Raw genomic sequence first — 25,879 nt, 5'->3', positions numbered from 1 at the left:
AACAGCCGGGTCACTGGACGAAATTGGCCTTATACCACTGCTTCCACTCGGTCTCGTGAGCGGAGGCCACGGCATCGTCGAGATGCGTGTAGGTGATGTTCGTTTCACGGCCCGGCTTGGCGTTGATGCCCTTGATGATCGGGATGTAGAAGAAGTCGGTATCGTCGCCATTCTGCATGGCGGCCTGGCCTTCGGCGCTGGTGACGAAGTCGATGAATTTCCGCGCCGCATCCATGTGCTGGGTCTTGGCGCTGATGCCGAGGCCCTGCGGCAGCGACACCGAACCTTCGCTTGGATAGACCGCGACGACGGGTTCGCCGGCGGCGATCTTCGAGAAGATGGCGCTGTCTTGATTGATGCCGACCGAGGCATCGCCGGTCAGCACCGCCTTGTTCACCTTGCCGCCGCTCGACAGGCCCGACAGGGACTTGTTGGTCAGCGTCTTGGTCAACAGGGCCTTGCCGGCGTCGAGGCCGTTGGTCTGAAAGAAGCCGGCCAGCCATTGATAGGCAGGGCCCGACAGATTGGGATCCTTGGCCGCGACCTTGCCTGCGAAGGACTGAAGATCGGCCCACGACTTGGGCAGCTTGTCGGCGGGTACTTTCTTGGTGTTGACCTCGATGGCCGTGGTGCTGGTGCCGGTCGGCAGGAAAGCGTGGCTCTGCGGGATCAGCGACTTGCCGAGATCGGTGAATGCCACCTTATCGTAGGCGGCAGCGGGAATCGCCTGCAGCACGTGGTCGGCCGCCATGCGCTCCATGACGGCGGAGCCGTCGAGCCAGACGATATCGAACTGCGGGTTGCTGCCTTCGGCAGCGATCTTGCCCAGCGTCTCGCCGGTGCTGCCAGGCTCGACGACGTCGACCGTGAGACCGGTCTTGGCCTGGAAGGCCTTGGCCACCGGGCCAGCGAAATCGAGCGCATCATAAAGCACGAGGTCTGATGCCGAAGCAGGTGCTGCGGCGGTCAGCGCGCTCAAGCCAATTGCGAAGCAGAAAATGGTACGGGCGTTCATCTTGTTCTCCAGTGGATTTCCCATGGGCATAGTAAGCCCCATTGTATCATGTACGAACAAATTGAATGTTTTGTGTCACGCGCAGGAGTTTCTAGCTTTTATTGTTATTATTCTTGCGGACGCCGCGCTTTGTCCATGCCTTGTCGATCGCCCCACGAACCGTGCTCAGCCGCTCGAGGGCATCAAAGGCGGCTTCGCTGTTTCGTTTCGCCAGCCCGATGATCATCGCTTCGATGAGCACGATCGTGCCGCCATGCATGGCCAGGTGATCGGCCTTGCCGCGCGGTATTGGCAGCGTCTCGGCCACCTTGCCGGACACCAGTGGAGCCAGATTGTCGCTGATGAGCACGACCGGGACATCGACCTGCCTGGCTTGTTCGAGAATGATCTCGACCTCGCGGTAGAGCGGCGCATAGGCCATCATCAGCACGGCGTCGCCCTTGGCGAGCCACAGCAGGCGGTCGGCGAGCGCAATTCCCGATACCGACAGCGCGCTGGTCGGCAGGCCAATCCGGTTGAATTGCAAACTGGCATAGTCGGCCATGGCGCCCGATGGACCGATGCCGAAGACATGGCGGCGATTGGCCTGCGCCAGAATGTCGATGCTGCGCTCGAACGCGGCCGCCATCTCCGGACGCTTCAGCACGTCGAGCACGCTCTCGTGGATGTCGATCACATGTCGCAACGCGCCGGCGCTGTCGTCGCCAGTCTCCTGCAAGGTGCGCGCCAGGCGCTTGCCGGGGGATGGCGTGCCGGTCAGGTCCGACAGCAGCATCTGGCGAAGCGCCGAGAGGCTTTCGAAGCCAAGCGAGCGCGCCGTCCTAACGACGGTGGCGTCGCTGGTGCCGGCCAATTCGGCGATCTCGGCGGCCGATCCCAGCAGGACGGACTGCTTCTGGTCGACGAAGAACCGCGCCATGCGCTGCTCGGCGGGCGGCAGATTTTCTAGCGCCGCCTGGACCCGGGCATCGACCGTCGCCTTCCGATCTTTCGAGGCATCATATGTCATGTCGGGCGGTCATTTTTCTGGCTGTAGCAATTGCAACGGGCGCCACCATCCGAAATGTCTATTACAAGGATGTGACAATGGCGGTCGGCCCAGGCGAACATGTCTGCCTACCGAAAGACGAGCGGCCGCAAACCGCCGGAAGCGGCGGCCGTTGCCTCGTGAGGTGCGAAAATTGAGCTGTAGGGCGGAGGGCCTAGATCATGCCCGACATGTCGGAAAAGGCCATTGCCTTGCGCAGCAGTTCGGCGAAGCGCTCGCCAGCCGCCTCGCGCGGACCGCTGTTGTCGATCGTGGTGACGCCGGGACCGGACAAGGTCACATTGGCGCTGCGCGCCAGCCGGGCCAGCACTTCGCCGCGCGATTCGCGGCCGCGCATCGCCAGTCGCTCGGCCAGCACGTCAGGCGAAGCAGTGATCTCGACAATGGCCAGATTGGCGTAGCGCTCGCGCAAGGAGGGTATGATCGCGCGCGACACGTTCGCCACCGCAACATGGCCATTGGCGACCGACCAGTCGACATCGGCGGGCAGGCCATAGCGCAACCCATGCGCCTCCCAGGAGATGGCGAAGGCGCCGTCGGCCTCGGCCTCGACAAAGGCGGCATCGGCCAGCGTGTCGTGATCCTCGCTCGCCGCATCGCTCGGCCTGGTGATGACGCGGCGCACGAATTCCAGCCGGCTCTCGTCGGCAAAAAGCGCGCGGGCGTAGCCGATCACCGTGTCCTTGCCGGCACCGCTTGGGCCTACGACCGCTACAAACACGCCATGGCGGATCGGGAACGTTTCGGCGGACAACTCACGCTCGATCAAGGCGGACACCATCATGCGACCCGGCGCCCCTGCCGCCATACGGTGCGCACGACCGGAACATGATCGTCGACGCGCACGCGCACCAGATCGGCGCGGCGGCCCTGTTCGATGATGCCGCGGTCGGTCAGACCGATCGCTTCGGCCGGGTTTTTCGAAACCATGGCGACCGCCTGCGGCAGCGAAATGCCTTCGACCATGTCGCCGAGGAAGAAGGCGGACTGGATCAGGCTGAAGGGGATATAGTCGGATGACAGGATGTCGAGCAGGCCGTTGCCGGCCAGCGTGCGTGCCGAGACATTGCCCGAATGCGAGCCTCCGCGCATGACGTTGGGCGCGCCCATCAGCACGCCGAGTCCGGCGGCTTTCGAAGCCCGCGCCGCTTCCTCGGTGGTCGGAAACTCGGCGACCCGGACGCCTTGCTCGATCGCCTCCTCGACATGGCTTGTCGTCGCATCGTCATGGCTCGCCAGAACGATGCCGCGCTCATGGCAGGCCGCCGCGATGAAGACCCGGTTTGGGCCGGAATTGCTTGCCGATTCGCCCATCCGCTTCTCGCAGAATTTCTGGAAGTCCTGGTCGCTCAGCTTCAGCTTGCGCTGGTAATAATAGGCATAGGTCTCGAGATTGACGAACTGGCGCTGGCCCGGCGCATGGTCCATCAGCGACGCCAATTTCACCCGGTCGTCAGTCTCGAAATTGGCAAAGGCCCGCAGGCAGTCCGGCGCCGAAACTTCGCAACGCAGATGGATAAAGTGGTCGGCGCGCAGCCGGTCTTCCCGCACGCTGTCCTCGATCGCATCGGCGAGCTTGCGGATGTCGTCCGAGGTCAGGTCGGCGTCTTCATCCATGCCGACCCGCAAGGCGTCGAGCACGGTGGTGATGCCGGCGGTCGCGACCTGCGCGTCATGGGCGAGCACGGCCGCGATAGGGTTCCAGCGCACCTTCGGCCGCGGCGCGTAATGGCCCTCGAGATGATCTGTGTGCAGTTCGACCAGTCCCGGAATTATATAGTCGCCGCCCATGTCGTCGCCGGTTCGGGCAGCACCTGGATCGATGCCGGTGATTAAGCCGTCACGCAGCACCAGCGAACCCTCGACGATCTCGTCGGCAAGCACGATGCGGGCGTTGGAAAGAACAGTCTCGGCGGTCATTTCGGGCAGTCCTCGGTTATCTCCGGCCGGAGCTATTCCGGCAGGCGGTCAGGCGGTTTTTCTGGTCGGGCGCCGTCCCAGCGCGTGCTGCGAAAGCACCAGGAATGGCGCGCCTGGTTCGGGTTCGACGAACAGCGTCAGTCCATCCACCAGCACCGGCTGCCGAAGCACATCCGCGAACAGGCTGTCGATTGCCGCGCGCAGACGAGGGCTTTCCTGTGGCCCTGCCCGCCCGGACAGCGTCATATGAAAGCGGAACGTCTCGAAGACATAGGGGTAACCCCACTGGCAGAGATTGCGGAACTCGGCCGGCTTCAGCGAATCCGGACTGCGCCGTTCGATCTCGGCTTCGGTCAGGGGCGCACGGAACCGGTCGAAATCGCGCACGACGTCGTCGGCGAAGCGGTTGAGCGGCGGCAGCGGACCGTCCGGCACCAGCGCGAAAAAGCTGTCGATCTGGCTGACAACGAGACGCGGGATCGTCACCACCGGCGTCGCCTCGGCGAATTGGTCGAGTGCCGCGCGCAGCGAACTCTCTGTCTCGTTCACCGCAAGACGGAACGGGGCTTTCAGCGTCGCGTGGAAGCCATAGCGACGCGCCGAAGCGGTGTGGAAAGCAACTTCCGCCGCCGCAAGGTCGGCCACGGCCTCAACCGGCTTTGTCGCCGCGCCGAACGGGTCGCGGCCCAGCCAGTTGGCGGCGATCCGCGCCAGCGGTTCGTCCTGCCGGGGGGCGAAATAGATGGCATAACGCATGGCAAGTCCTCATCAGATCCGTTGCCATAGGTGATTTCCATGACGGATTGACGAAGCTTTGAAGGGTTTTCGAAGGCAAATCGCTCCTTCAGTTCCTTAGCCGACGATTTTTCCGAGCTGGACCAATAGCTTCACCGGTCCCGCCCCGATTCTCAGGCCTTCATCAACCATTCGTGCTCGGGGGCATTGTGGAATTTCCACGTCCGCTTTGGTCCGGCCATGACGTTGAGATAGTAGAGGTCGTAGCCGTGGCAGGCGGCGCAGGGGTGATAGCCCTTGGGCACCAGCACCACGTCGCCATCCTCGATCGCCATGGCCTCGTCCAGTGCGCGATGCCCATTCTTGTCGGCGTCGGTATAGACGCGCTGGAAGGCAAAGCCCTGCGGCGGGTTGAGGCGGTGATAGTAGGTTTCCTCGAGATAGGATTCGGCGGGCAGATTGTCCTGGTCATGCTTGTGCGGCGGGTAGCTCGACGTATGGCCGCCCGGCGTGATGACCTCGACCACCAGGAGTGAGTCCGCTGGCTTGCCTTCCGGCAGGATGTTGGTGACGTAGCGCGTATTGGTGCCCTTGCCGCGCACCTCCTGGCCGAGATCGTCCGGCCCGATCACCCGAACCGGCAACCGGCCGCCCAGGCCCGGCGCCGAGCAGACCGCCAGTTCCAGCTCGGTATCGGCCGTTACCGACCAGTCCGATCCCTCGGGAACATAGACCGACCACGGCTTGCCATCGAAGGGCGACATTCGCTCGCCGAGCACCCCAAGATACTTGCCTCCGGTGGTGGCGGTGCCCTTGCCGGTCACGAACACCAGGCAGACCTCGCGATCGGCCGTTTGGCCCGAGGCACTTTCGCCCGGCTTCAGCCGATGCAGGTCGAAACCGACATACGTCCAGCCGGCGCTTTTCGGCGTCACATGGGCAACGCGGCCATGGCCCTTGTCGGCCTTCACCAGCAGTTTCGACATTTTTGTCTCCTATTCCGTTGGCTTGAAGGATTCCCTGAAGCCAAGCCGCCTGTTTGAAAGGGTGCAGTGCTTCTAACTTCGTCATCCTAGGGCGCAGCAAGGAGCGTAGCGACGCAGCGCAGACCCTAGGATCCATGCCAAGACTTTGAAGCTGGTGTGACGGTGCAGAATTCCGCTCCGCTGTGCCCTTCGGCCGAGGTAACGGCATGGATCCCAGGGTCTCCGCGACGGAGCTTCGCTCCTGCTTCGCCCTAGGATGACGAAGTTGGAAGGGCGCCGGCCGAAGATTTGCGGAGGCCAAGCTAATCGCCAACGCATAGGATCAGTCACTCCTTCGCTTCGGGCTCGGCCGTTGCCTTGCTCTCGTCGGCCGGCTTGTAGAGGTAAAAAAACTGCCAGACGCCATAGCCGGCAAAGCCGAGCGCGATGACGCCCCAGAACGGCGTGCCGGTGGCGAATTCGATGACTGACCAGAGGACGCAGACCGCGACGACGGCGACGCGCCGCCACAGCGGTCGGAAGAAGGGATGTTCGGAATCTTTCATCCGGCCAGCCTACAGCAAGGTATCATCACCGAGAACCGCTGCACTCACGCATTCGGAAAACCTTGCGTTTCGACCGTGTAACCGGCCGCCGTCATCACCCGCATCAGTTCATTGTGGCCCACCTGCGCCATCCTGCGCGGCGGGTTCTTCTTCGGATCCTGCTCGGCCTCCACCACGAACCAGCCCTCATAACCATGATCGGCGAAGCGCTGCACGATGGCGCCGAAATCCAGCGAGCCGTCGCCCGGCACCGTGAAGGCGCCGAGCGCCACCGCGTCGAGGAAGGATTGCTTCGTGCGGTCGAGCTTGTCGATCACGCCCATGCGCACATCCTTCACGTGGACATGGTTAATGCGCCTGTGGTGGTTGTCGATGGCGCGCAGCACATCGCCGCCGGCGAAGGCCAGGTGGCCGGCATCGAGCAGCAGCGGAATGCCTTCGCCGGAATGGCGCATGAAGGCATCGAGTTCCGGCTCGGTCTCGACCACCGCCGCCATATGATGGTGGTAGGACAGCGGCATGCCTTGTTCGGCACACCATTCGCCGAACTCGGTCAGGCGCCGGCCATACGCCTTCATCTCGTCGCTGGTGAGTTTCGGCTTGGTGGCAAGCGGCTTGGAACGGTCGCCCTGGATCGAGCGGCCGACCTCGCCATAGACGATACAGGGCGCATTGACCGCCTTGAACAGGTCGATCATCGGCTGGATGCGATCCTTGTTCTTGGCCATGTCCTCATCGACCAGCGTTCCCGAGAACCAGCCGCCGCACAGCGTCACGTCGGCTGCCTTCAGGATCGGCAGCATGACAGCGGGATCGTTGGGAAAACGCCGGCCCATCTCCATGCCGGTGAAGCCGGCCGAGCGCGACTGGCGCAGGCACTCCTCCAGCGACACATCATCGCTGAGTTCGGCAAGATCGTCGTTCCACCACGCAATGGGGGACATGCCCAGTTTGGCTTTCAAGTCATCACTCCAGTTTCAAAACAGCTCATTCTTCGGCCGTCAGTGCCGCCCCTCATCCGCCTGCCGGCACCTTCTCCCCGTACAGGGATGGGGAGAAGGGCTGATCGCGACGCTGGCGACCCCTCTCCCCGTTCTTACGGGGAGAGGGTAAAGGTGAGGGGCGGCGCCGACATTAGTCACCAACACTCTGCATCTGCCGCTTCTCGTCATAGGTCTTGCGTGCCGCGTTCACTTGTGGCCGCGCGGAGACTTCCGGCACCGCCACGTCCCACCAGTGGCCGCCGGCATCAGTCGAGACCAGCGGGTCGGTGTCGATGACCAGCACGGTGGTGCGGTCGTTTGTCTTCGCCTTCCACAGCGCGTTTTCCAGCTCGGCGATCGACGGCACCTTATCGGCGATCGCTCCCATGCTCGCGGCATGCACGGCAAAGTCGACATCGGGCAGGATTTCGTGGCGCGAGTCTTTCAGCAGATTGTTGAAGTTGGCGCCGCCGGTTGCCATCTGCAGCCGGTTGATGCAGCCGAAACCCCTGTTGTCGAGCAGCACGATGGTCAGCTTCAAACCGAGCATCACCGAGGTGGCGATCTCGGAATTGAGCATCAGGTAGGAGCCGTCGCCGATCATGACGACGACCTCTTCGTCCGGCTTCGCCATCTTGGCCCCAAGCCCGCCGGCTATCTCGTAGCCCATGGTCGAGAAGCCGTATTCGGCATGGTAGGAGCCGGGCGTGCCGGCCTGCCAGAGCTTGTGCAGTTCTCCCGGCAGGCCGCCGGCCGCATGCAGCAAGGTCACGTCGGAGCCCATGGCCCGCTGCACGGCGCCGATCACCTGCGCGTCGGACGGGTAGGCGGCATTGGTCGGCGCCGTCACCTTGGCGGCATCGGCCTGCCAGGCCCTCTTGCCCTCGGCCGCATTGTCGGTCCATGCGGCGGGCGCCTTCCAGCCTTTCAGCGCGGCACCGAGTTCGGCGAGCCCCTCTGCCGCATCGGCGACCAGCGGCAGCGCGCGGTGCTTGCCGGCATCGAAAGGCTGCACGTTGAGCCCGATGATGGTCTTGCCGGAGTTCTTGAACAGCGCCCAAGAGCCGGTGGTGAAATCCTGCAGCCGCGTGCCGATGGCCAGCACCACATCGGCTTCCTCAGCCAGCCGATTGGCGGCCGAAGTGCCGGTGACGCCGACCGCCGCCATATTGAGCGGATGACTGTCCGGCAGCGAGGATTTGCCGCCTTGCGTCTCGCAGACCGGAATGCCGGCACCTCCCGCGAATGTCGCCAACTCATCCGAGGCCTGCGAATAGAGGACGCCGCCACCGGTGATGATCAGCGGCTTCTTGGCGGCCTTGAGTGCTGCGACAGCGGCGGCAAGCTCGCCGCGGTCCGGACGCGGCCGGCGCTGATGCCAGACCTGCTCGGCAAAGAAGCTCTCCGGATAATCATAGGCCTCGGCCTGCACATCCTGACAGAGCGACAAAGTCACCGGCCCGCAATCGGCCGGATCGGTCAGCACCTGCATCGCGCGGCTCAACGCCGGGATGATCTGCTCGGGCCGCGTGATGCGGTCGAAATAGCGCGAGACCGGACGGAAACAGTCGTTGACGGTCGCGGTTCCGTCGGAAAAATCCTCGGCCTGCTGCAGCACCGGATCGGGGATGCGGTTGGCGAAGACATCGCCAGGCAGGAACAGAACCGGCAAGCGGTTGACGTGGGCGAGTGCCGCCGCGGTCACCATGTTGAGCGCGCCCGGACCGATCGAGCTTGTTGCGGCCATGAAGCGGCGGCGGAAATTGGCCTTGGCGTAAGCGATCGCCGCATGCGCCATCGCCTGTTCGTTGTGGGCGCGGAAGGTCGGCAAGTCGTCGCGCACCTGATAGAGCGCCTCGCCGATGCCGGCGACATTGCCATGGCCGAAGATCGCCCAGACACCGCCGAAGATCGGCATTTTTTTTCCGTCGATCTCGGTCATCTGGCGGGACAGGAAGCGGGTCAGCGCCTGCGCCATCGTCAGGCGGATTGTTTTGCTCATGATGGTTTCCTCCGCAGTCCTTGTGCCGCGCTTTCTTATGCTGCCTTGCGGCCACGCGCGGCAAGCCACGCTTCGGTCAGTTGCTCGAAGCGTGACGCCATGTCGGCGACGGCCTCGTCATCCGACATCCTGCCGGCGAGCCACTCTTCGGCGGCGTGGACGAAGATGGTGCGGCCGACGGCAAAGCCCTTGACGATGGGCGCCTTGGCGGTGGCGGCGAAAGCGGCTTCCAGCTCGTCCTGCGGCGCCTCGAGCCCAAGCAGCACGATGCCACGGCACCAGGGATCATGTTTCAGGATGACCGCCTCGATTCTGGCCCAGGCGCCGCTCGACGCCTGCGGCTCGAGCTTCCACCAGTCAGGCTTGATGCCAAGCGCGTAAAGCTCTTCCAACGCGCGTGGGATTGTCGTGTCGTCGAGCTTGCCGTGCTTGCCGGCGATGATCTCGATGAGAAGTTCCCGGCCCACCTTGCGCGCGGCTTCGAATAGCGCGCGCAGCTTCTGCTGTTGTTCTTCCTTCAAGGCCGCCGGATCGTCGGGATGGTAGAAGCACAGGCACTTGATGCAGTGATCGACAGGCCATTCGGCAAGCTGCGAGCCGATGTCCTGCGAGAACTCGAAGCGCAGCGGCCGCGATCCCGGCAGTTCCACCGGGCGTCCAAGCCAGGCGAAGGGATGGCGGGCGAATTCGAACATCGCCTCGCGGCCATGTTTCTCGTCGATCAGCATGCCGTAGCCGTCGCGGCCGGCGGCAACCTTCGCCGCCGCCTTGACGGCCAGCACCTTGAAATCGCGGATGCGCGCAGGATCGGCGCCGGCCTTGGCCGCGACGTCCTCGAGCTGCACGCGATGGTCGCAGGCGAGCGCCATCAGCGAAGGGATCTCGCGCCGGCGCGTGGTCGCCCAATGGATGTGGTTGATCGCCTCGTCCTTGCGCAGAGCCCGGTGCCTGCTGCCGTTCTTCAGAAAGAACTGCAGCTCTTCGAAGGTTGGATATTCCGGTGCGCAAAGCAGCCGCGAAACGGCGAAGGCGCCGCAGGCATTGGCCCAGGTCGCCGCTGTTTCCAGGTTTTCGCCGCCGAGCCAGCCGCGCAGCAAGCCGGACATGAAGGCGTCGCCTGCGCCCAGCACATTGTAGATCTCGATCGGAAAACCCTTGCCGACGACGCCGTCCTCGAGATCGTCGCTGATCGGCCCGTCATAGACGATGCAGCCCATGGCGCCGCGCTTCAGCACGATGGTGGCCGACGATAGCGAGCGGATCGTCTTCAGCGCGCTCAGGCAGTCGTCGGCGCCAGAGGCGATCATGATCTCTTCCTCGGTGCCGACGATGAGGTCGCAATCGGGCAGCACTGTTTTCAACTGGGCCGAGACCCGGTCCGACTTCACATAGCGCTCGAAGCCCTCGGCATGGCCGGCGAGCCCCCACAGGTTAGGGCGATAGTCGATGTCGAAGACAACCTTGCCGCCCTTGGCCTTCATGATGCGGATCGCCTTGCGCTGGGCGGCGTCGCTGTTGGGGCGCGAAAAATGCGTGCCGGTGACCACTATCGAGCGCGCCGAGGCGATGAAAGCCTCGTCGATGTCTTCCGGCGCCAACGCCATGTCGGCGCAGTCGGTGCGGTAGAAGATCATCGGCGAAACGCCTTCGCTCTCGACCGATAGCAGCACCAGCGCGGTCAGCCGTTCCTTGTCGGTCTTCAGCCCGTCGACGTTGACGCCTTCGCGCTTCAGCTGTTCGCGGATGAAGCGGCCCATCTGCTCGTCGCCGACGCGCGTCAGCAGCGCCGAACGCAGGCCGAGCCGCGCTGTGCCTACCGAGATGTTGGCCGGGCAGCCGCCGACCGACTTGGCGAATGAGGTGATGTCCTCCAGTCGCGAGCCGATCTGCTGGCCATAGAGGTCGACGGAAGCACGACCGATGGTGATGACGTCGAGCGGCGCCTGTTTCGCGTCCACGGCTTCGCTCATTGGAACCTCCCGTAGGGCTTGTTGTCATGGACAACATTGTTTGGGTAACACGCGCGAGCGGCAGCGTGGCGCCGGTAATATGAAATAATAATTCCAAACCATAGTCAATATGGAATGAGCATTCCCGGGCTGAAAAGTGCGGGACCATGATCCCGGCCCGAAGGCGGGGGAAGCAACAGGCATTGTCGGGTTTCCGGCCTCGCCAATCGTTTTAGCGTGCAGGTTCAGGCCTTGCGCTTGCGGCCTACATCGCGCCGCTTTTCGCCGACGCCGACGGTCAGCGCCATGGCCAGCGCCATCGTCGCTGACAGCGAGCGGAAACCGGCGAAGTCCGCCTCGGCAACCTCGAACCAGACCCTGGCGAACTGGGCAAGCGGCGAAAACGAGCTGTCCGTGATGGCGACGATCGGCACGCCCTGTTCCGAAATGCTGCGTGCTTCCTCGATTGTGGCCGGTGCATAGGGCGAGAAGCTGATGGCGATGACGGCGTCCGCCGGCGTCGCAAAGCCGACTATCTCGGCATTCAGGCCGGCGGCCGATTCGATCAGCTGGTTGCGGATCTTCAGCTTGCCCAGCGCGTAGGCGATGTAGGTCGCCACCGGGTAGGAGCGCCGCTTGGCCAGCACATAGATGGTCTGCGCCTTCGCCAGCAGGGAAATCGCGTCTTCCAGATGCGCGTCGTCCAGCGTGCGCGAAATGTCGTTGAGCGAGGTGCTCGCGGCGGCGACGAAGCCGTCGAAGATCGCCCGGTGGCCGGCGCCGGCGTCAGCCTTGGCCCGCAGCGCCTGCAACCGCTCGTCATAGGAAGAATTGCGCTCGCGCAGCCGCTCGCGAAACACCTGCTGCAGGCTGGTGAAGCCGTCGAAGCCGAGCTGCTGGGCGAAACGGATCAGGGTCGAAGGCTGCACGCCGGCCGAGGCGGCGATGCTTGCAGCGGTGCCGAAGGCGATGTCGTCCGGATTGTCGAGCGCATAGGCGGCGATCTGGGCGATGCGCTTGGGCAGGTTCTCGCGCCGATCCAGGATAGTGGCGCGCAGCGTCTCGAAGTCGCGAGGTACCAGTTCGTCCATCGTCGGCCCGTTCAAGCTCATCCGTGAAGCGTCCTCTCTGCCTCATCATAGCGAGCTTGCGCAAGAACGCCATAAAAAATGAGGCAGACATTCCATTCCCCAAGAAAATGGATTAATTCATCCAATCGGCGCTTCAAGCAGTGGAGAAATCGCGGATGGTCGGCGTAGGTCTTATCGGCACGGGCTTCATGGGCAAATGCCATGCCATCGCGTGGAGCGCTGTCGGCGCCGTCTTCTCCGACGTGGCCAAGCCGCGGCTGGTCCACCTCGGCGAGGTCAATGAGGATCTCGCCAGGCGCAAGGCCGGCGAATTCGGCTTCGCCAGGGCGTCCGGCGACTGGCGCGCCGTCGTCAACGACCCGGAGGTCGATATCGTCTCGCTGACCACGCCCAACCAGTTCCATCCGGAGATGGCCATCGCCATCCTTGAAGCCGGCAAGCATCTGTGGTGCGAAAAGCCGATGGCGCCGAGCTTTGCCGAAGCCGAGGCGATGGCCGCCGCGGCCAAGAAATCAGGCAAGGTCGCGGCCCTTGGCTACAACTACATCCAGAGCCCGGCCATCCGCCACATCGGCGCGCTGCTCGACGAGAAAATCATCGGCGAGGTCAACCATCTGCGCATCGAGATGGATGAGGATTTCATGGCCGATCCCGAGGCGCTGTTCTTCTGGAAGCACGAGGCCGCTTCGGGCTATGGCGCGCTCGACGATTTCGCCGTGCATCCGCTGTCGCTGGTCTCTGTGCTGTTCGGACGCGTCACCAGCGTCATCTGCGACATGGCCAAGCCCTATGCCGACCGCAAGCTGGCGGCCGGCGGGCGCCGCGCGGTCGAAACCTACGACATCGCCAGCGTGCTGATGCATCTGGAAAACGGCATTGCCGGCACGCTCCAGGTCAACCGCTCGGCCTGGGGCCGCAAGGGCCGCATCGCCGTCCAGATTTTTGGCTCCAGGGGCTCGATACTCTTCGATCAGGAGCGGATGAACGAATTCCAGCTTTACCTCACATCGGACCGCCCGACCGAACAGGGTTATCGCACCATCCTGGTGGCGCCGCACCACAAGCCGTACGACGCCTTTGTGCCGGCGCCCGGTCATGGCCTCGGCTTCAACGATCTCAAGATCATCGAGTGCCGCGAATTGCTGACGCGGCTCGCCGGCAAGCCGGCGCGGCTCATCGAGTTCGCCGAAGGCCTGGAGATCGAGCGCACCGTGCACGCCATGGCGCGCTCGTTCGAGGAGAAGCGCTGGGTCGATGTGCGGTAGCGGCGGCTTGGCCGCCGATCGAGCGCTATCCAGCGGGGAACACATATGATGCCACGCCCGCTGCTAGCTTTAACGTCGGCGCCGTCCCTCATTGCCCTGCCGGGCCTTCGCCACGGATTTCGCCAGTTTCCCGCACCGCAGGGCAAGCGCCAAGGCCGAAACCGCTCCCTTCTCCCCGTCACTACAGGGGGAGAAGATGCCGGCAGGCAGATGAGGGGCAGCGCCGACATTTCAAATCAATCAGTTGGTGCTGATCGCGGGGCACACCGGTCGGTGCTACTCGCGAACGGCGGCAAACGTCTCAGTTACCAGCGGTGGTATTCGTCTCCCACCCGTTCACCCAGACCTGCCGCAAGCCGTCGCCTTTGCCTTTGAACCACGGCTCGGTCGGGGCATCCTCGATGCGATCGTTGCGGAATTGCAGATCGCCTGGCGGAGTTCACACCAGGCGACGATGTTGGCGGTTTCAGCGTAGGAGTTGAGCGGGGTCGGGCGGATCAGGCGCCTGCAGGCGCGGTCAGGCTTGTCGGCCGAGCTTCTGCTCGTTGAGGATTGCGCGGCGCACCGGCGCCAGGTCGGTCGCTCCGGCCGAGGTGCCGCGAAACCCAGGCATTGCAAGGCTGAAGGCGGCGTGAGCCCGGTCCGAATCCGGAGACCGCCGCCCTTCCATACAGACATGGCCTGCCAGATCAGGCGGCTCCTTGCCTCTCCATCATCGCGCGCCGTGCCGATCGGCGCCACTCGACGGCGCCGGCAAGGCCGTGCAGCACGGTCTCGGTGGTCGCCCAGTCGATGCAGCCATCGGTGATGCTCTGGCCATAGACGAGCGGCTTGCCGGCCACCACATCCTGCCGACCGGCGACGAGATTGCTCTCGATCATGACGCCGATGATGCGCTCGTCGCCTGCCGCCACCTGGCCCGCCACGTCAGCCGCCACTTTGGGCTGGTTCTCGGGCTTCTTGGCTGAGTTGGCGTGGCTGACATCGATCATCAGCCGCGGCGCGACACCAATGCGGGCGAGTTCCGCGGCGGCGGCCGCGACGCTCGCCGCGTCATAATTGGGCTGAACGCCGCCACGCAGGATGACATGGCAGTCCTCATTGCCGGTGGTCGCCGCTATGGCGCTGCGTCCACCCTTGGTCACGGCCATGAAATGATGCGGCTGCGCGGCCGATTTCACCGCCTCGCCGGCGATCTTGAGATTGCCGTCGGTGCCGTTCTTGAAGCCGACCGGGCAGGAGAGGCCCGATGCCAGCTCGCGATGGATCTGGCTCTCGGTCGTGCGCGCGCCGATCGCGCCCCAGGCGACGAGGTCGGCGATGTATTGCGGTATGGTCATGTCGAGGAATTCGGTCGCCGCCGGCAGGCCGAGATTGTTGACGGCCGACAGCACGTTGCGCGCCATGCGCAACCCCTTTTCGATGTTGAAGCTGCCGTCGAGGTCCGGATCGTTGATCAGCCCCTTCCAGCCGACGGTCGTGCGCGGCTTCTCGAAATAGACGCGCATGACGATCTCGAGCCGGTCGGCCAGGGCTTCGCGCAGCGCCGCCAGACGGCTGGCATAGTCAACGGCGGCGACCGGATCGTGGATGGAACAAGGGCCGACGATGACAACAAGTCGATCGTCGGCCCCTGTGAGGATGGAATGGATGGAATTGCGCGCGGTGGCAACGGTGCGCGTCGCCGTCAGCGTGCGCGGTATTTCGCGCATCACCTCGTCCGGCGTGCTCAGTGTCCTGATTTCGGTGACCCGAAGGTCATCTGTGGTGGTCAACACGGCTTTCTGCTCCTGGTTGGGAGACCTGCCGGCTGAAACAAAAAAGCCGCCAGGTCTGGCGGCTGTTCGGATTTTGATCTGCAATCTTCAGATCGAGCGCAATCCTCCCGCCGCCAGCGAGCTGCTAAAGTACCAATACGTGGCGGTCAGGTTGATCATGCGGGTCATATAGTCGATGCTGGGCTGTTTGTCACGTACCGCTGAGACTGATGAATTGTCTCAGTCTGTAATGTGCTCTTGGCCCTGGGGAAACCAGATGCCACGCCGAAGCCAGTTGGCCACCATATTGGGCACGACGTGATTCTGGTCGAGATCGTCCATGTCCTTGACGATGTCGATGCCAATGACCTGTTTGGACGGAAAGGCGAGCGCGAAGAGTTGGAGCGCATCGGCTTCCGATCGCGCGGTGACGCCGACACCAAGATGACCGTCTATCGTGATCCAGTATGGATGCATCGGGACCTTTTCTCGTCACGAGCGGTTCATGGAGTCCAGGGATCGAATAGTTCGATCCCGAAGCCTTCGAAGTCCTTGACATTGCGTGTTGCCAAAGCGAGCTTCTGCGCGATCGCGGTGGCTGCGATCAGGCCGTCCATTGACGACAAACCGCGACCGCGGCGCTTGGCAAGGCCCATCAGATCGCCCCAGGCCAAGGCGACCGGTTCGTGCACCGGCAAAACCCTCTGCTCGAAGCGCTGCGGCAGGTCCCGAGCGAGCCATTCGGCCAAGACCTCGCGCTTGCGGCCCTCATCCATAAGGGCGACGCCGCGCCGGATTTCGGCGATCGAAACCACGCTGATGAATGAACGGTCCTCGTCCAGCCCGTCCAGCCACTCCAGAACGGATGCGTCCGGCGACGGCCTCGTCACCTCGGACAGGACATTCGTATCAAGCAGCAGCTTCACAGCGGCAGATCACGCGGTTCGTCGCGTTGACGTTCAAGGTCGAGATCGGCGCCGCGCAGCGGCGAGTCCAGCAGGAACTCCGCAAGCGTACCCTTACGCGCCGTCTTGCGCCGCCATTCCTCGGCCGAGACGACAACCACGCTTGGTTTGCCGTTTCTGGTGATCGTCTGCGGCGAAGATTGCGCGCGCTCGATAACTTCCGATAGCCGGGCTTTTGCCCCGGCGACCGTCCAGTTCGTGTCTTTCTTGGGTTCTGGCATTTTAATCCCATGACTAGTCTGACTATGTTGACTATATGGGAATGCCTATGCTCCGGCAACAGGGCTTTTGAGACGCGGCCATGATGGCCCGGACAAACGGCCGAGCTCTGCTGGACGTAGTGGTGCCGTTACTCCCCAACAACGCCGGCTATGTTCTGGTCGTAGTCGACCAGCGAGCCGGTCATGACGCCGGCCTGCGGGCTCAGCATATAGGTGATCAGCCGGGCAAGCTGGGCCGGCTTCACCAACTGGCCCATCGGCTGCGCGGCCTCGGCCTTCTCCAGCCAGTCGTCCGGCGCGTCGTGCCATTTTTTCTGCACGATCGCCTCACCTTCGGTGTCCATCCAGCCGGGCAGCACGGCGTTGCAGCGGATGCGGTTCTTCCGGTAGGAGCTGGCGACATTCTTGGTCAGCGTCATCAGCGCGCCCTTGCTGGTCGAATAGGGCGTCAGGAACGACTGGCCGGCATGCGCCGACATCGACAGCACGTTGACGATCGAGCCCGGCGCCTTGCGTTCCAGCAGATGTGCGACCAGCCCCTGCATGAGGAAGAAGGGTCCCCGCACGTTGGTGTCGAATATCTGGTCGAAAAGCTCCTCTGAAGTCTCGACCAGCGAACCGCGCGCCGATGTGGCGGCGGCGTTGACCAGCGCGTTGATTGTGCCGAAATGCGAAATCGCGGTCGCCACCGCGCGCTTGCAGTCCGCCACTTTCGCAACGTCGGCGCTGATGAAGATGGCGTCGACGCCGGATTTCTTGAGGCTGGCGACGGCCTTGTCCCCCTTCTCCTGCGAGCGGCCGATGAGTGCCAGCGCCCGGCAGCCCTCATCGGCAAGCGCCTCCGCGACAGCGAAGCCAATGCCTTGCGCGCCGCCGGTGACGATGGCGCGTGTTTCTGAATTGCGATCGGCGAATGCGCTCATCGCTCTGCTCCTGTTTTCTTGGGTCGATTTCCGTTACTTGTCGAGACGGACGGTCTTGCCTGACGTCGCCGATTTCAGCGCCGCATCGGCGAGCCTCAAGGCCACAAGCCCATCCGCTCCGCTCGGAGCCGCTTTCTTGCCCGATGTCGCAGCGGTGATGAAGGCTGCAATCTCATTGGCATAGGCGTCGAGATAGCGCGTCATGAAGAAGTCGTGCAGCGGCGGGCGGGTATAGCCCTTGTCGTTGGCCAGTTCGATCGACACCGGCCGCTGGTTCTCGGCCGCGACCATGCCCTTCGAACCATGCACCTCGATGCGCTGGTCGTAGCCATAGGTGGCGCGGCGCGAGTTGGAGATGATGGCCTGCTTGCCGGAAGCCGTCTCGAGGATGACGCTGACCGAGTCGAAATCGCCGGCCTCGCCGATTTTCTTGTCCACGAGCACCGAGGCGTGGGCGCTGACCGCAACAGGCTCCTCGCCGAGCAGGAAGCGCGCCATGTCGAAATCGTGGATGGTCATGTCGCGGAAAATGCCGCCCGAGCGCTTGATGTAATCGATGGGCGGTGCACCGGGGTCACGCGAGGTGATCGTGACCATCTCGACGGTGCCGATGGCGCCGTCGTCGATCGCCTTGCGCACGGCGGCGAAGTGAGGATCGAACCGCCTGTTGAAGCCGACCATCAGCGTCGCCTTGGCCTTGTCCACCACGGCCAGGCACTTCTCCACCCGTTTGGCGTCCAGATCGATCGGCTTCTCGCAGAAGATCGCCTTGCCGGCCTTGGCGAAGCGCTCGATCAGGTCGGCATGGGTGTCGGTCGGCGTGCAGATGACGATGGCGTCGATATCGCCGGATTTTTCGATGGCATCGATGGTGCGCACCTCCGCGCCATAGGCGGTCGCCAATTCCGTCGCCGCCTTCTCGAAGGCATCGGCGACGGCAACCAGTTTGGCCTGTGGATTGGAGCCGACCGCGCGGGCGTGGACCTTGCCGATGCGGCCGGCACCGAGGAGGGCGAAGCGGAGAGTCATGGATATTTCCTCTGGGGATGGTTCGAAGCAGGGGCGCCTGTCACGGGCGCAGGGTGATTTTTGCGGTCCGGATATATCGACAGGGAGGCGATGACCGCCGCCTCCGCGCCCGGCCCTAGGCCGCGAGTTCGGCTTCCCCGGTCTTGGCGCCGGTGATGTAGGACACGATGTCCTGGCCGTCGGTGTTCTCCTTGCGCAGATTGGCCACGATGCGGCCGCGCCGGAACACGACGATGCGGTCGCAAAGGTCGAACACCTGGCGCATATTGTGGCTGATCAGGATCAGCGGCTCGCCATTGTCCTTCAGCGTCCGGATGATGTTTTCGACCTGCGCCGTCTCCTGCACGCCAAGGGCCGCCGTCGGCTCGTCCATGATGATCAGCTTGGAAGCGAAAGTCGCTGTCCTGGCGATCGCCACGCACTGGCGCTGGCCGCCCGACATGTGGCGGATGGTGTTGGAGAGGTTGGGTATTTTCACCGCGGTGCGAACCAGAGCCGCCTCGGTCGCCTTGCGCATATATTTGCGGTCGAGGATCGAGAATGGCCCGAGGTTGAACAGCACCCTCTCGCGGCCGAGGAACAGGTTCGATGGCACGTCGAGGTCGTCGGCCAGCGCCAGGTTCTGGAATACGGTCTCGATGCCCGCCTCGCGTGCCGCGATGGGACCCGTAAAATTCACTTCCTTGCCGTCGAACCAGATCTTGCCGCTGGTGCGCTGTTCGACCGCCGTGATCTGGCGCACGAAGGTCGACTTGCCGGCGCCATTGTCGCCCATGATGGCGACATGTTCGCCCTTGCGCAGCTCGAAGTTCGCGCCCTCGAGCGCATGCACGCCGCCATAGCGCTTGGTCAGGTTTTCGGTCTTCAGGACGATGTCTGACATGGTCAAGCCCTCAATGCACGCATACGTTGGCGCCACTGGTCGAGAACGACCGCTCCGACGATGATCACGCCCTTGACCATCTCCTGATAGTAGGCGTCGAGGCGCAGGAAGGTGAAGCCGGAGATGATGACGCCGAAGATCAGCGATCCGATCACCGTGCCGACGATGGAACCGCGCCCGCCCGACAGCGAAACGCCGCCGATGACCGCCATGGCGATGGCGTCGAGTTCATACATCACGCCCATGCCGGACTGGGCGGTGAGGTTCTTGGAGGAGAGCACCACGGCGGCGAGCGAGGCCAGGATCCCGGCAATGACATAGACCAGGATCTTGTGATTGGCGATCTTGATGCCGGACATGCGCGCGGCGTCCTCGTTGGAGCCGATGGCGTAACAATGCTTGCCGTATCTCGTGTAGGTCAAGATGAGCTGGAACAGGATCGCCAGCGAGATGAAGATGATGACCGGCATCAAGCCCTTGCCGATTGCCGCGAAACTGTCGGTCGGAAACGAGATCGGCTGGCCCTTGGACCACCATTTGGCAATGCCGCGCGCCGTCACCATCATGCCGAGCGTGGCGATGAAGGGCGGAATGCGCGTGTAGGCGATCAAGGCGCCGTTGACCAGGCCGGCAAGCAGGCCGCAGCCGATCGCCACCAGCACCGGCACGATGACCGGCAGGTCGGTCCAGCCCTCCGCGAGGAACATCGCCTTGGGATTGGGGTTGCCGTTGACGGTCGCCACCTGGGCGAAGCTCATGGCGATCATTGCGGTGGCGCCGACGATCGAGCCCGAGGACAGGTCGATGCCGCCTGTTATGATCACCTGCGTGACGCCGATGGCGATGATGCCGACGATCGACACTTGCAGGATGATGATCTGCAGGCGCGCCTCGTTGAAGATGCCGCTGACGTCGCTGCGCGTGTTGAACAGGAAGCTGTCGCCGAGAAAGATCCGGCCGATCGCCTCGAAGATGACGACGAGAATGACGAGCGCCAGGAAAACGTTGAATTCGGCCGGCCATGTGCGCTTCTTCGCGTCATAGCTGAGCCCGCCGACGCCATGAGATGTCTGTGCCAATCCTCTATCCTCCGTCAGCCACGGCCGTCCTCGCGTCTTTCAGACGCTGAGAAAGAGAGCGGCGCTACCTTTAGCGTGGGAGCGCCGCTCCGTATGTCCGCCGCTCAGTTCTTCTTCAGGAACTTGTCGATGTTGGCCGGTGTAACCAGCTGGAACGGGACGTAGACCTTGTGCTCCACCTTCTCGCCCTTGGCGAGCTTCAGCGCCGCGTCCAGCGCGCCAGCGCCCTGGCCGGCAGCGTCCTGGAACACGGTCACGGCAAGGTCGCCCGCCTGCATCGCCACAAGCGCGTCCTGGGTGGCGTCGACGCCGCCGACGATCACGGTTTTCATGTCGATGTTGCCGGCCTTCATCGCCTGGATGGCACCGATGGCGCTTTCGTCGTTGTTGGCGATGACGCCATCGAACTTCTTGCCGGTCGACAGCCAGTTGGTCATCAGGTTCTGGGCCTGGTCGCGATCCCAGTTCGACGTCTGCTTGTCGATGATCTTGATGAAGTTGCACTCCGGCGTGGCGATGACTTCCTCGATGTCCTTGGTACGCTGCACGGCGGCCTGGTTGGAAAGCTCGCCCATGATCACATAGACATTGGCTTCCTTCTTGCCGGCTGCCTTGAACAGGCGGCAGACTTCCTTGGTTTCCAGCGTGCCGGAATCGGCTTCGTTCGAAGCGACGAAGGCCTGGTTGTCCGGCAGCGTGTTCACATTGACCGGCTCGCGATTGACATAGACCAGCGGGACCTTGGCGGCCGCCGCGGCGTCCGACATCGCCTGGGTGGCCGAGGTGTCGACCGGGTTGACGATGATGGCGTCGACGCCCGAGGCGGCGAAGTTCTTGATCTGGTCGAGCTGCTTGGCGACGTCGTTCTGCGCGTCCTCGACCTGCAGTTCGACACCGCTCATGCCCTTGGCCTGCGCGATCATGCCGTTGCGCAACACGGTCAGGAAATTGTCGTCGAACTTGGCCATCGATACGCCGATCTTGGCGGCCATGGCGGATGAACTCATCAGCGCCGCGAAGGCGACGCCCAAAAGCAGTTTCTTCATTGTGTTTCTCCTCCACTTTTGGTGTCCGGTTGCACCGATCTATCCGGAATCCCCGATCTCCCCGGGGAATCTCTCCCTGATATCGTTTCGTTCCGCAGGGCGTTCCCCTGCACGGGCTGGAACGCCAAACCTCCGTTTGAAACAGATGTTCCGGAACGAAAGAACCAAAATGCGCAGTTGGTGAAATATTTATTCCATTTCGTATCGAGGCGTCAAGGGCGATTCCAAATCCGGACGCGGGATTTTGATGTCGATGCGGGAAAGCCATCTGGCAAGCGGTCGGCCGCGCGACGATGCGGCTCCTATCAGCCGTGATGGATTCTTTCATCCTGCCGGCGGGATGCGCCGGGTGTCGAGGTAATCGCTAGATATTCTCGGGCAGATAGATATCGAACGGCAGGAATGTCTGTCCTGGCGCGTTCGCCGCGCCGGTTTCGATGGCATGCGCCATGAGGTCGAGCAATTCGCGGCAAAGTGCGGCCAGCGGCGTGGAGATAACCATCGTCAGGATCCCGTCGGCCAGGGCCGAACGCGAGACCGCCGTGATCTCGTTGCAGACGACCGCCGGCATCTCGGCCGGCTTTGCCTGTCTCAGTGCCGCGACCGCGCCTTCCATGCCGCCGCCGGCGACGTAGCATCCGACCAGATCGGGGTGGCGGCCAAGAAGCTCGAGCAGCGTGTCCTGTGTGATCTGGTTGGCCTCGAGATTGACCAGCGTTTCCAGCAGGGTGAAGTCCGGCGCCTGTTCGCGGAAGAAAGAGCGAAAGCCGATCTCGCGCAGCTCATGCCCGTGGAAACGGTGGCTGCCGACGAACAGCGCGACCTTGCCCGGCCGCTTCGCCGCCTTCGAGATCATCCAGGCCGCAGTACGGCCAACCTTGCGGTTGTCGAGGCCGACATAGCCCTCGCGGATACCGGCTGCGAAGTCGGACAGCAATGAAAAGACCGGCAGTCCCCTGGCTTCCATCTCCTCGACCGTTACCGTCAGTGTCGGGTGATCAGGCCCGACCAGTGCGACGGCCCTGCATTTGGCCGCCAGCTTGCGGGTGCGCTCGACGATCTCGTCCGGCGTCAGCGAATTGGCGAAATCGATGATCGCGACGCCGCGGAAGCACTGCGATTGCGACACCGCGAGTTCGAGCTGCCGCGCGAACTCCGTGTAGAAGACATCATTGCCCCTCAAAAGCAGGAAGCCGAGCCGGTACTCCGGCAGTTCGTGGCGCATCCGCTGCTTGATCAGGCCGGCCGCGTGGTAGCCGATCTCGGTCGCGGTCTCATAGACGCGGCGCGCGGTTTCCTCGCGCACCGGCAGGCGGTTGTTGAGCACGCGGTCCACCGTGGCGACGCTGACGCCCGAGACGCGCGCCAGATCTGATATGGTCGGTCGTTTCGCCATGATCGCCCTCGTTCGATTTCCAACATCGATACATTATTTTGATAGGAAATGATAGAAACTATCTTTGTGACATTGAGTCTATCACGGGTCAGCGGTATTTTTCAGGCTCGAAGCCAGATGGGGTGCCAAAAGGTTGGCACTCGTTCGGGCGAGTGCCCTTGCCCAAGGAGGCAGTGATGACCGCAACGCCATCCCGGCGTGACTACAGCCTGATCGGCCGCGACGCCAAGCTCGCCGTGGAAAACGGCCTGTCGGCGGCCGAATGGTATCACACCGATATTCCCCGCAAGCAGATGAAGGAGCTGATGCAGCGCTCCGACGGCCCGGCCATCCGCGACACAGCGATCTGGATTGCCGCGCTGGTCGTCAGCGGCGCCGGCGGCGCCTGGTTCTGGGGCACCTGGTGGTGCGTGCCGTTCTTCTTCGTCTATGGCGTCCTCTATGGTTCGTCCACCGATTCACGCTGGCACGAATGCGGCCACGGCACGGCGTTCCGGACGCAATGGATGAATGATGCGGTCTATCAGATCGCCTGCTTCATGATCATGCGCAATCCGGTGACCTGGCGCTGGAGCCACACGCGTCATCACACCGACACCATCATCGTCGGCCGCGACCCGGAAATCTCGGTCATGCGGCCGCCGGACCTGGTGCGCGCCATTCTCGGCTTCGTTGGCGTGCTCGATGCCTGGCATGCGATGAGCGACATGCTGCGCAACGCCGCAGGCAACATCAGCGCGGCCGAAAAGACCTTCATTCCGGAACAGGAGCAGAAGAAGGCGATCCGCATTGCCCGCATCTGGACCGCGATCTATGCCGCGACCATCGCGCTGGCGCTGTATTTCGGCTCGTTCCTGCCTTTGATGCTGGTCGGCCTGCCGAGGCTCTATGGCGCCTGGCATCACGTCATGGTCGGCCTGCTGCAGCATGGCGGCCTTGCCGACAACGTCACCGACCATCGGCTGAACAGCCGCACCGTCTACATGAACCCGATCAGCCGCTTCATCTACTGGAACATGAACTATCATGTGGAGCATCACATGTTCCCGATGGTGCCTTACCATGCGCTGCCGAAGCTGCATGCGCTGATCAAGCACGACCTGCCGGCGCCGACCCCGTCGATCCTGGCGGGCTATCGCGAGATGATCCCGGTCTTCCTACGCCAGTTGCGCAATGAGGATTATTTCCTGAAGCGCGAATTGCCGCCGACCGCAAGGCCGTACCGCGAGGAATTCCACAACGATGCCGTCGCCGTCGCGGCGGAGTGATGGTGCGATCGAAATTTGCCGGGAGGACTGAATGAGCGACTGGGTCGAGGCCTGTGCTGCTGATGATATCGATGAAGAGGACGTGATGCGCTTCGATCACGGCGGACGTACCTTCGCCATCTATCGCAGCCCGGACGACGAATATTTCGCCACCGACGGCCTCTGCACGCATGAGAAGGTGCATCTGGCCGACGGCCTGGTGATGGACGACATCATCGAATGTCCCAAGCACAATGGCCGCTTCAACTACAAGACGGGTGCGGCCAGGGGCGCGCCGGTCTGCGTCAACCTCAGGACCTACCCGGTCAAGGTCGACGCCGGCAAAGTCCTCGTTCAGATCGGGTGACGGACATGGCGCGGGGAATGGTCATCATCGGTGCCGGCGAATGCGGCGGGCGGGCCGCCCTTGGATTGCGCGATCTCGGCTATGACGGGCCGGTGACGCTGGTCGGCGACGAACCGCATCTGCCCTACGAGCGTCCGCCTCTGTCCAAGGATGCGATGGCCAGCGACGCGCCTGCCGTCAAGGCGATCGCCGGCGATGGGATGCTGGCCGAAAAGTCGATCCGACATATCCATTCCGTCCAGGCGGTGGCGATCGATCGCGCGGCGCATACGGTGCGTCTGTCGGACGGTTCGGTCCTGCCTTACGACAAGCTGCTGCTGGCTACCGGCTCGACCCCGCGCAAACTGCCGATGCCCGGTCTCGGCGCGCGCTGCGTCTATCTCAGGACCTTCGCCGACGCGCTGGCCATTCGCGCCCATCTCAGTGCCGGCAACCGCATCGCCATCGTCGGCGGCGGCTTCATCGGCCTTGAACTCGCCGCTGCCGCCCGCAAGCTCGGCGCCTCGGTCACTGTCATCGAGGCACAGCCGCGCATTCTGATGCGCGGCGTGCCGACCGAGATTGCCGAAATCATTCACCAGGCGCACATTGCCGAGGACGTCAAAATCCTGTGCGGTGACGGCATTGCGGCCATCGCCGATGACGGCAAGGAAGTGCGCGTGTCGCTTGCGGGCGGACGGGAAATCGCAGCCGATCTCGCCATCATCGGCATCGGCGCCGTGCCGGTGACCGGGCTCGCGGCCGAAGCAGGCCTCACCATAGACAACGGCATTGCCGTCGACGCTGAATTGCGCACGAGCGACCCCGACATCTTCGCCGCCGGCGACTGCTGTTCATTCCCGCTCGCCGTCTATGGCGGTCGGCGCGTGCGGCTGGAAGCCTGGCGCAATGCACAGGAACAGGGCGCGCTTGCTGCAAGAAACATGCTGGGTGCCGGCGAGGCGCATGCGGCGGTGCCGTGGTTCTGGTCGGATCAGTATGGCCTGTCCCTGCAGATCGCTGGTCTAGCGGACGAAGGCTGTTCTGTCGTCCGCCGCGATCTCGGCGACGGCGCCTTCATCCTCTTCCATTTGGCGCAGGACGGCAGGCTGGTGGCGGCCAGCGGCATCGGCCCCGGCAATGCGGTCGCCCGCGACATCAGGCTGGCCGAAATGCTGATCGGCAAGCAGGCCAAGCCCGCGCCGGAGTCATTGGGATCGCAGGCCGTCAAGCTGAAGTCGTTGTTGGCGGCGTAGGGGGCGCAGGCAAATTGTGGAAGTCGGCGCCGCCCCTCATTGCCCTGCCGGGCGTTCGTCGTTCGAAAAGCCAAGCAATTGGCTTTTCGTCCGCTGCGCGGACCACTTCTCAACTCCCCGTATAGTGACGGGGAGAAAGTAGCTGGCCGCAACCTCTCGGCGCCTCTTGCAACGCTGATGATTGGCGAAACC

The 25,879-nt window shown here is 63.4% G+C and carries 25 protein-coding genes and 1 pseudogene; 4 read left to right on the top strand and 22 right to left on the bottom strand.

The features are described 5' to 3' along the window. Nucleotides 1-10 precede the first annotated feature (10 nt). From FJ938_RS03020 to FJ938_RS02970, 11 genes are all read right to left on the bottom strand, one after another. Complete coding sequence (locus tag FJ938_RS03020; RefSeq protein WP_181165732.1) at nucleotides 11-1,015, bottom strand: extracellular solute-binding protein; 1,005 nt, start codon at nucleotides 1,013-1,015, stop codon at nucleotides 11-13. A 91-nt stretch (nucleotides 1,016-1,106) separates the two neighbouring features. Further along, entirely contained in the window at nucleotides 1,107-2,024 is a 918-nt protein-coding gene (locus tag FJ938_RS03015; RefSeq protein ID WP_140612636.1) for a MurR/RpiR family transcriptional regulator, read from the bottom strand. 193 nt (nucleotides 2,025-2,217) lie between these two features. Then, entirely contained in the window at nucleotides 2,218-2,847 is a 630-nt protein-coding gene (gene phnN / locus FJ938_RS03010) for a phosphonate metabolism protein/1,5-bisphosphokinase (PRPP-forming) PhnN (RefSeq protein WP_181168988.1), read from the bottom strand. Next, nucleotides 2,844-3,983, bottom strand: coding sequence for an alpha-D-ribose 1-methylphosphonate 5-triphosphate diphosphatase (locus tag FJ938_RS03005; RefSeq protein ID WP_140690928.1), 1,140 nt, complete (start codon nucleotides 3,981-3,983; stop codon nucleotides 2,844-2,846). The genes phnN and FJ938_RS03005 overlap by 4 nt, the downstream gene beginning before the upstream one ends. A 48-nt stretch (nucleotides 3,984-4,031) precedes the next feature. Further along, entirely contained in the window at nucleotides 4,032-4,739 is a 708-nt protein-coding gene (locus FJ938_RS03000) for a DUF1045 domain-containing protein (RefSeq protein WP_140612632.1), read from the bottom strand. Between the two features lie 152 nt (nucleotides 4,740-4,891). Continuing rightward, the gene (iolB, locus tag FJ938_RS02995) at nucleotides 4,892-5,704 is read right to left on the bottom strand and encodes a 5-deoxy-glucuronate isomerase (RefSeq protein ID WP_140690925.1); all 813 of its coding nucleotides are present in this window, start codon (nucleotides 5,702-5,704) and stop codon (nucleotides 4,892-4,894) included. A gap of 326 nt (nucleotides 5,705-6,030) precedes the next feature. Beyond that, nucleotides 6,031-6,249: a DUF3329 domain-containing protein gene (locus FJ938_RS02990; protein WP_140606613.1), complete on the bottom strand. Its 219-nt coding sequence runs from the start codon at nucleotides 6,247-6,249 to the stop codon at nucleotides 6,031-6,033. A 44-nt stretch (nucleotides 6,250-6,293) separates the two neighbouring features. Beyond that, entirely contained in the window at nucleotides 6,294-7,211 is a 918-nt protein-coding gene (iolE, locus tag FJ938_RS02985) for a myo-inosose-2 dehydratase (protein ID WP_140690923.1), read from the bottom strand. Between the two features lie 172 nt (nucleotides 7,212-7,383). Next, nucleotides 7,384-9,234, bottom strand: coding sequence for a 3D-(3,5/4)-trihydroxycyclohexane-1,2-dione acylhydrolase (decyclizing) (iolD, locus tag FJ938_RS02980; RefSeq protein ID WP_140690921.1), 1,851 nt, complete (start codon nucleotides 9,232-9,234; stop codon nucleotides 7,384-7,386). A gap of 35 nt (nucleotides 9,235-9,269) precedes the next feature. Further along, nucleotides 9,270-11,204 (bottom strand): 5-dehydro-2-deoxygluconokinase, encoded by a 1,935-nt coding sequence (gene iolC / locus FJ938_RS02975; RefSeq protein ID WP_140690919.1) that lies wholly within the window; start codon nucleotides 11,202-11,204, stop codon nucleotides 9,270-9,272. A 224-nt stretch (nucleotides 11,205-11,428) separates the two neighbouring features. Further along, a complete protein-coding gene (locus FJ938_RS02970; protein WP_181168994.1) occupies nucleotides 11,429-12,274 on the bottom strand; it encodes a MurR/RpiR family transcriptional regulator in 846 nt (281 codons plus the stop codon). Nucleotides 12,275-12,429: 155 nt separating this feature from the next. Here FJ938_RS02970 and FJ938_RS02965 point away from each other — a divergent pair, with 155 nt between their 5' ends. Then, complete coding sequence (locus tag FJ938_RS02965) at nucleotides 12,430-13,539, top strand: Gfo/Idh/MocA family oxidoreductase (protein WP_140690915.1); 1,110 nt, start codon at nucleotides 12,430-12,432, stop codon at nucleotides 13,537-13,539. Nucleotides 13,540-13,840: 301 nt separating this feature from the next. Here the strand turns inward: FJ938_RS02965 and FJ938_RS29780 are convergent. The 11 genes and pseudogenes from FJ938_RS29780 to FJ938_RS02910 form a co-directional block, all read right to left on the bottom strand. Next, nucleotides 13,841-14,131: pseudogene (locus FJ938_RS29780) on the bottom strand (WYL domain-containing protein); the annotation flags it as partial. A gap of 97 nt (nucleotides 14,132-14,228) precedes the next feature. After that, on the bottom strand, nucleotides 14,229-15,317 hold the full coding sequence (locus FJ938_RS02955) for a 3-deoxy-7-phosphoheptulonate synthase (RefSeq protein ID WP_140690913.1): 1,089 nt from the start codon (nucleotides 15,315-15,317) through the stop codon (nucleotides 14,229-14,231). 219 nt (nucleotides 15,318-15,536) lie between these two features. After that, nucleotides 15,537-15,773 carry a hypothetical protein gene (locus FJ938_RS02950; protein ID WP_140606620.1) on the bottom strand — a complete coding sequence of 79 codons (237 nt, stop codon included), beginning with the start codon at nucleotides 15,771-15,773 and terminating at the stop codon, nucleotides 15,537-15,539. A gap of 26 nt (nucleotides 15,774-15,799) precedes the next feature. After that, a complete protein-coding gene (locus tag FJ938_RS02945) occupies nucleotides 15,800-16,222 on the bottom strand; it encodes a type II toxin-antitoxin system VapC family toxin (RefSeq protein WP_140606621.1) in 423 nt (140 codons plus the stop codon). Then, a complete protein-coding gene (locus tag FJ938_RS02940; RefSeq protein ID WP_140606622.1) occupies nucleotides 16,219-16,482 on the bottom strand; it encodes a type II toxin-antitoxin system Phd/YefM family antitoxin in 264 nt (87 codons plus the stop codon). The genes FJ938_RS02945 and FJ938_RS02940 overlap by 4 nt, the downstream gene beginning before the upstream one ends. A gap of 128 nt (nucleotides 16,483-16,610) precedes the next feature. Further along, the gene (locus tag FJ938_RS02935) at nucleotides 16,611-17,405 is read right to left on the bottom strand and encodes an SDR family oxidoreductase (protein ID WP_140606623.1); all 795 of its coding nucleotides are present in this window, start codon (nucleotides 17,403-17,405) and stop codon (nucleotides 16,611-16,613) included. 33 nt (nucleotides 17,406-17,438) lie between these two features. Then, nucleotides 17,439-18,434, bottom strand: a complete 996-nt coding sequence (gene iolG, locus FJ938_RS02930) for an inositol 2-dehydrogenase (protein ID WP_140606624.1) — start codon at nucleotides 18,432-18,434, stop codon at nucleotides 17,439-17,441. A gap of 115 nt (nucleotides 18,435-18,549) precedes the next feature. Further along, nucleotides 18,550-19,317, bottom strand: a complete 768-nt coding sequence (locus FJ938_RS02925) for an ATP-binding cassette domain-containing protein (protein ID WP_140606625.1) — start codon at nucleotides 19,315-19,317, stop codon at nucleotides 18,550-18,552. Nucleotides 19,318-19,319: 2 nt separating this feature from the next. After that, on the bottom strand, nucleotides 19,320-20,396 hold the full coding sequence (locus FJ938_RS02920; protein ID WP_140606626.1) for an ABC transporter permease: 1,077 nt from the start codon (nucleotides 20,394-20,396) through the stop codon (nucleotides 19,320-19,322). Between the two features lie 104 nt (nucleotides 20,397-20,500). Next, the gene (locus tag FJ938_RS02915; RefSeq protein WP_140606627.1) at nucleotides 20,501-21,442 is read right to left on the bottom strand and encodes a sugar ABC transporter substrate-binding protein; all 942 of its coding nucleotides are present in this window, start codon (nucleotides 21,440-21,442) and stop codon (nucleotides 20,501-20,503) included. 364 nt (nucleotides 21,443-21,806) lie between these two features. Continuing rightward, on the bottom strand, nucleotides 21,807-22,838 hold the full coding sequence (locus tag FJ938_RS02910; protein ID WP_140690910.1) for a LacI family DNA-binding transcriptional regulator: 1,032 nt from the start codon (nucleotides 22,836-22,838) through the stop codon (nucleotides 21,807-21,809). Between the two features lie 176 nt (nucleotides 22,839-23,014). Between FJ938_RS02910 and FJ938_RS02905 the strand changes: the two genes are divergently transcribed. From FJ938_RS02905 to FJ938_RS02895, 3 genes are read left to right on the top strand one after another with little or no spacing between them, the layout of a single operon-like run. After that, the gene (locus tag FJ938_RS02905) at nucleotides 23,015-24,106 is read left to right on the top strand and encodes a fatty acid desaturase family protein (protein ID WP_140690908.1); all 1,092 of its coding nucleotides are present in this window, start codon (nucleotides 23,015-23,017) and stop codon (nucleotides 24,104-24,106) included. 31 nt (nucleotides 24,107-24,137) lie between these two features. Continuing rightward, on the top strand, nucleotides 24,138-24,452 hold the full coding sequence (locus FJ938_RS02900; protein WP_140606630.1) for a MocE family 2Fe-2S type ferredoxin: 315 nt from the start codon (nucleotides 24,138-24,140) through the stop codon (nucleotides 24,450-24,452). A 5-nt stretch (nucleotides 24,453-24,457) separates the two neighbouring features. Then, the gene (locus FJ938_RS02895) at nucleotides 24,458-25,687 is read left to right on the top strand and encodes an FAD-dependent oxidoreductase (protein ID WP_140690906.1); all 1,230 of its coding nucleotides are present in this window, start codon (nucleotides 24,458-24,460) and stop codon (nucleotides 25,685-25,687) included. Nucleotides 25,688-25,879 lie beyond the last annotated feature (192 nt).

Origin of the sequence: Mesorhizobium sp. B2-4-14 (genome assembly GCF_006442155.1) — a bacterium.
Classification (GTDB): Bacteria; Pseudomonadota; Alphaproteobacteria; order Rhizobiales; family Rhizobiaceae; genus Mesorhizobium.
Note: the sequence above shows the minus strand (reverse complement) of the source record. Positions and strands in the feature narration are given on the sequence as shown.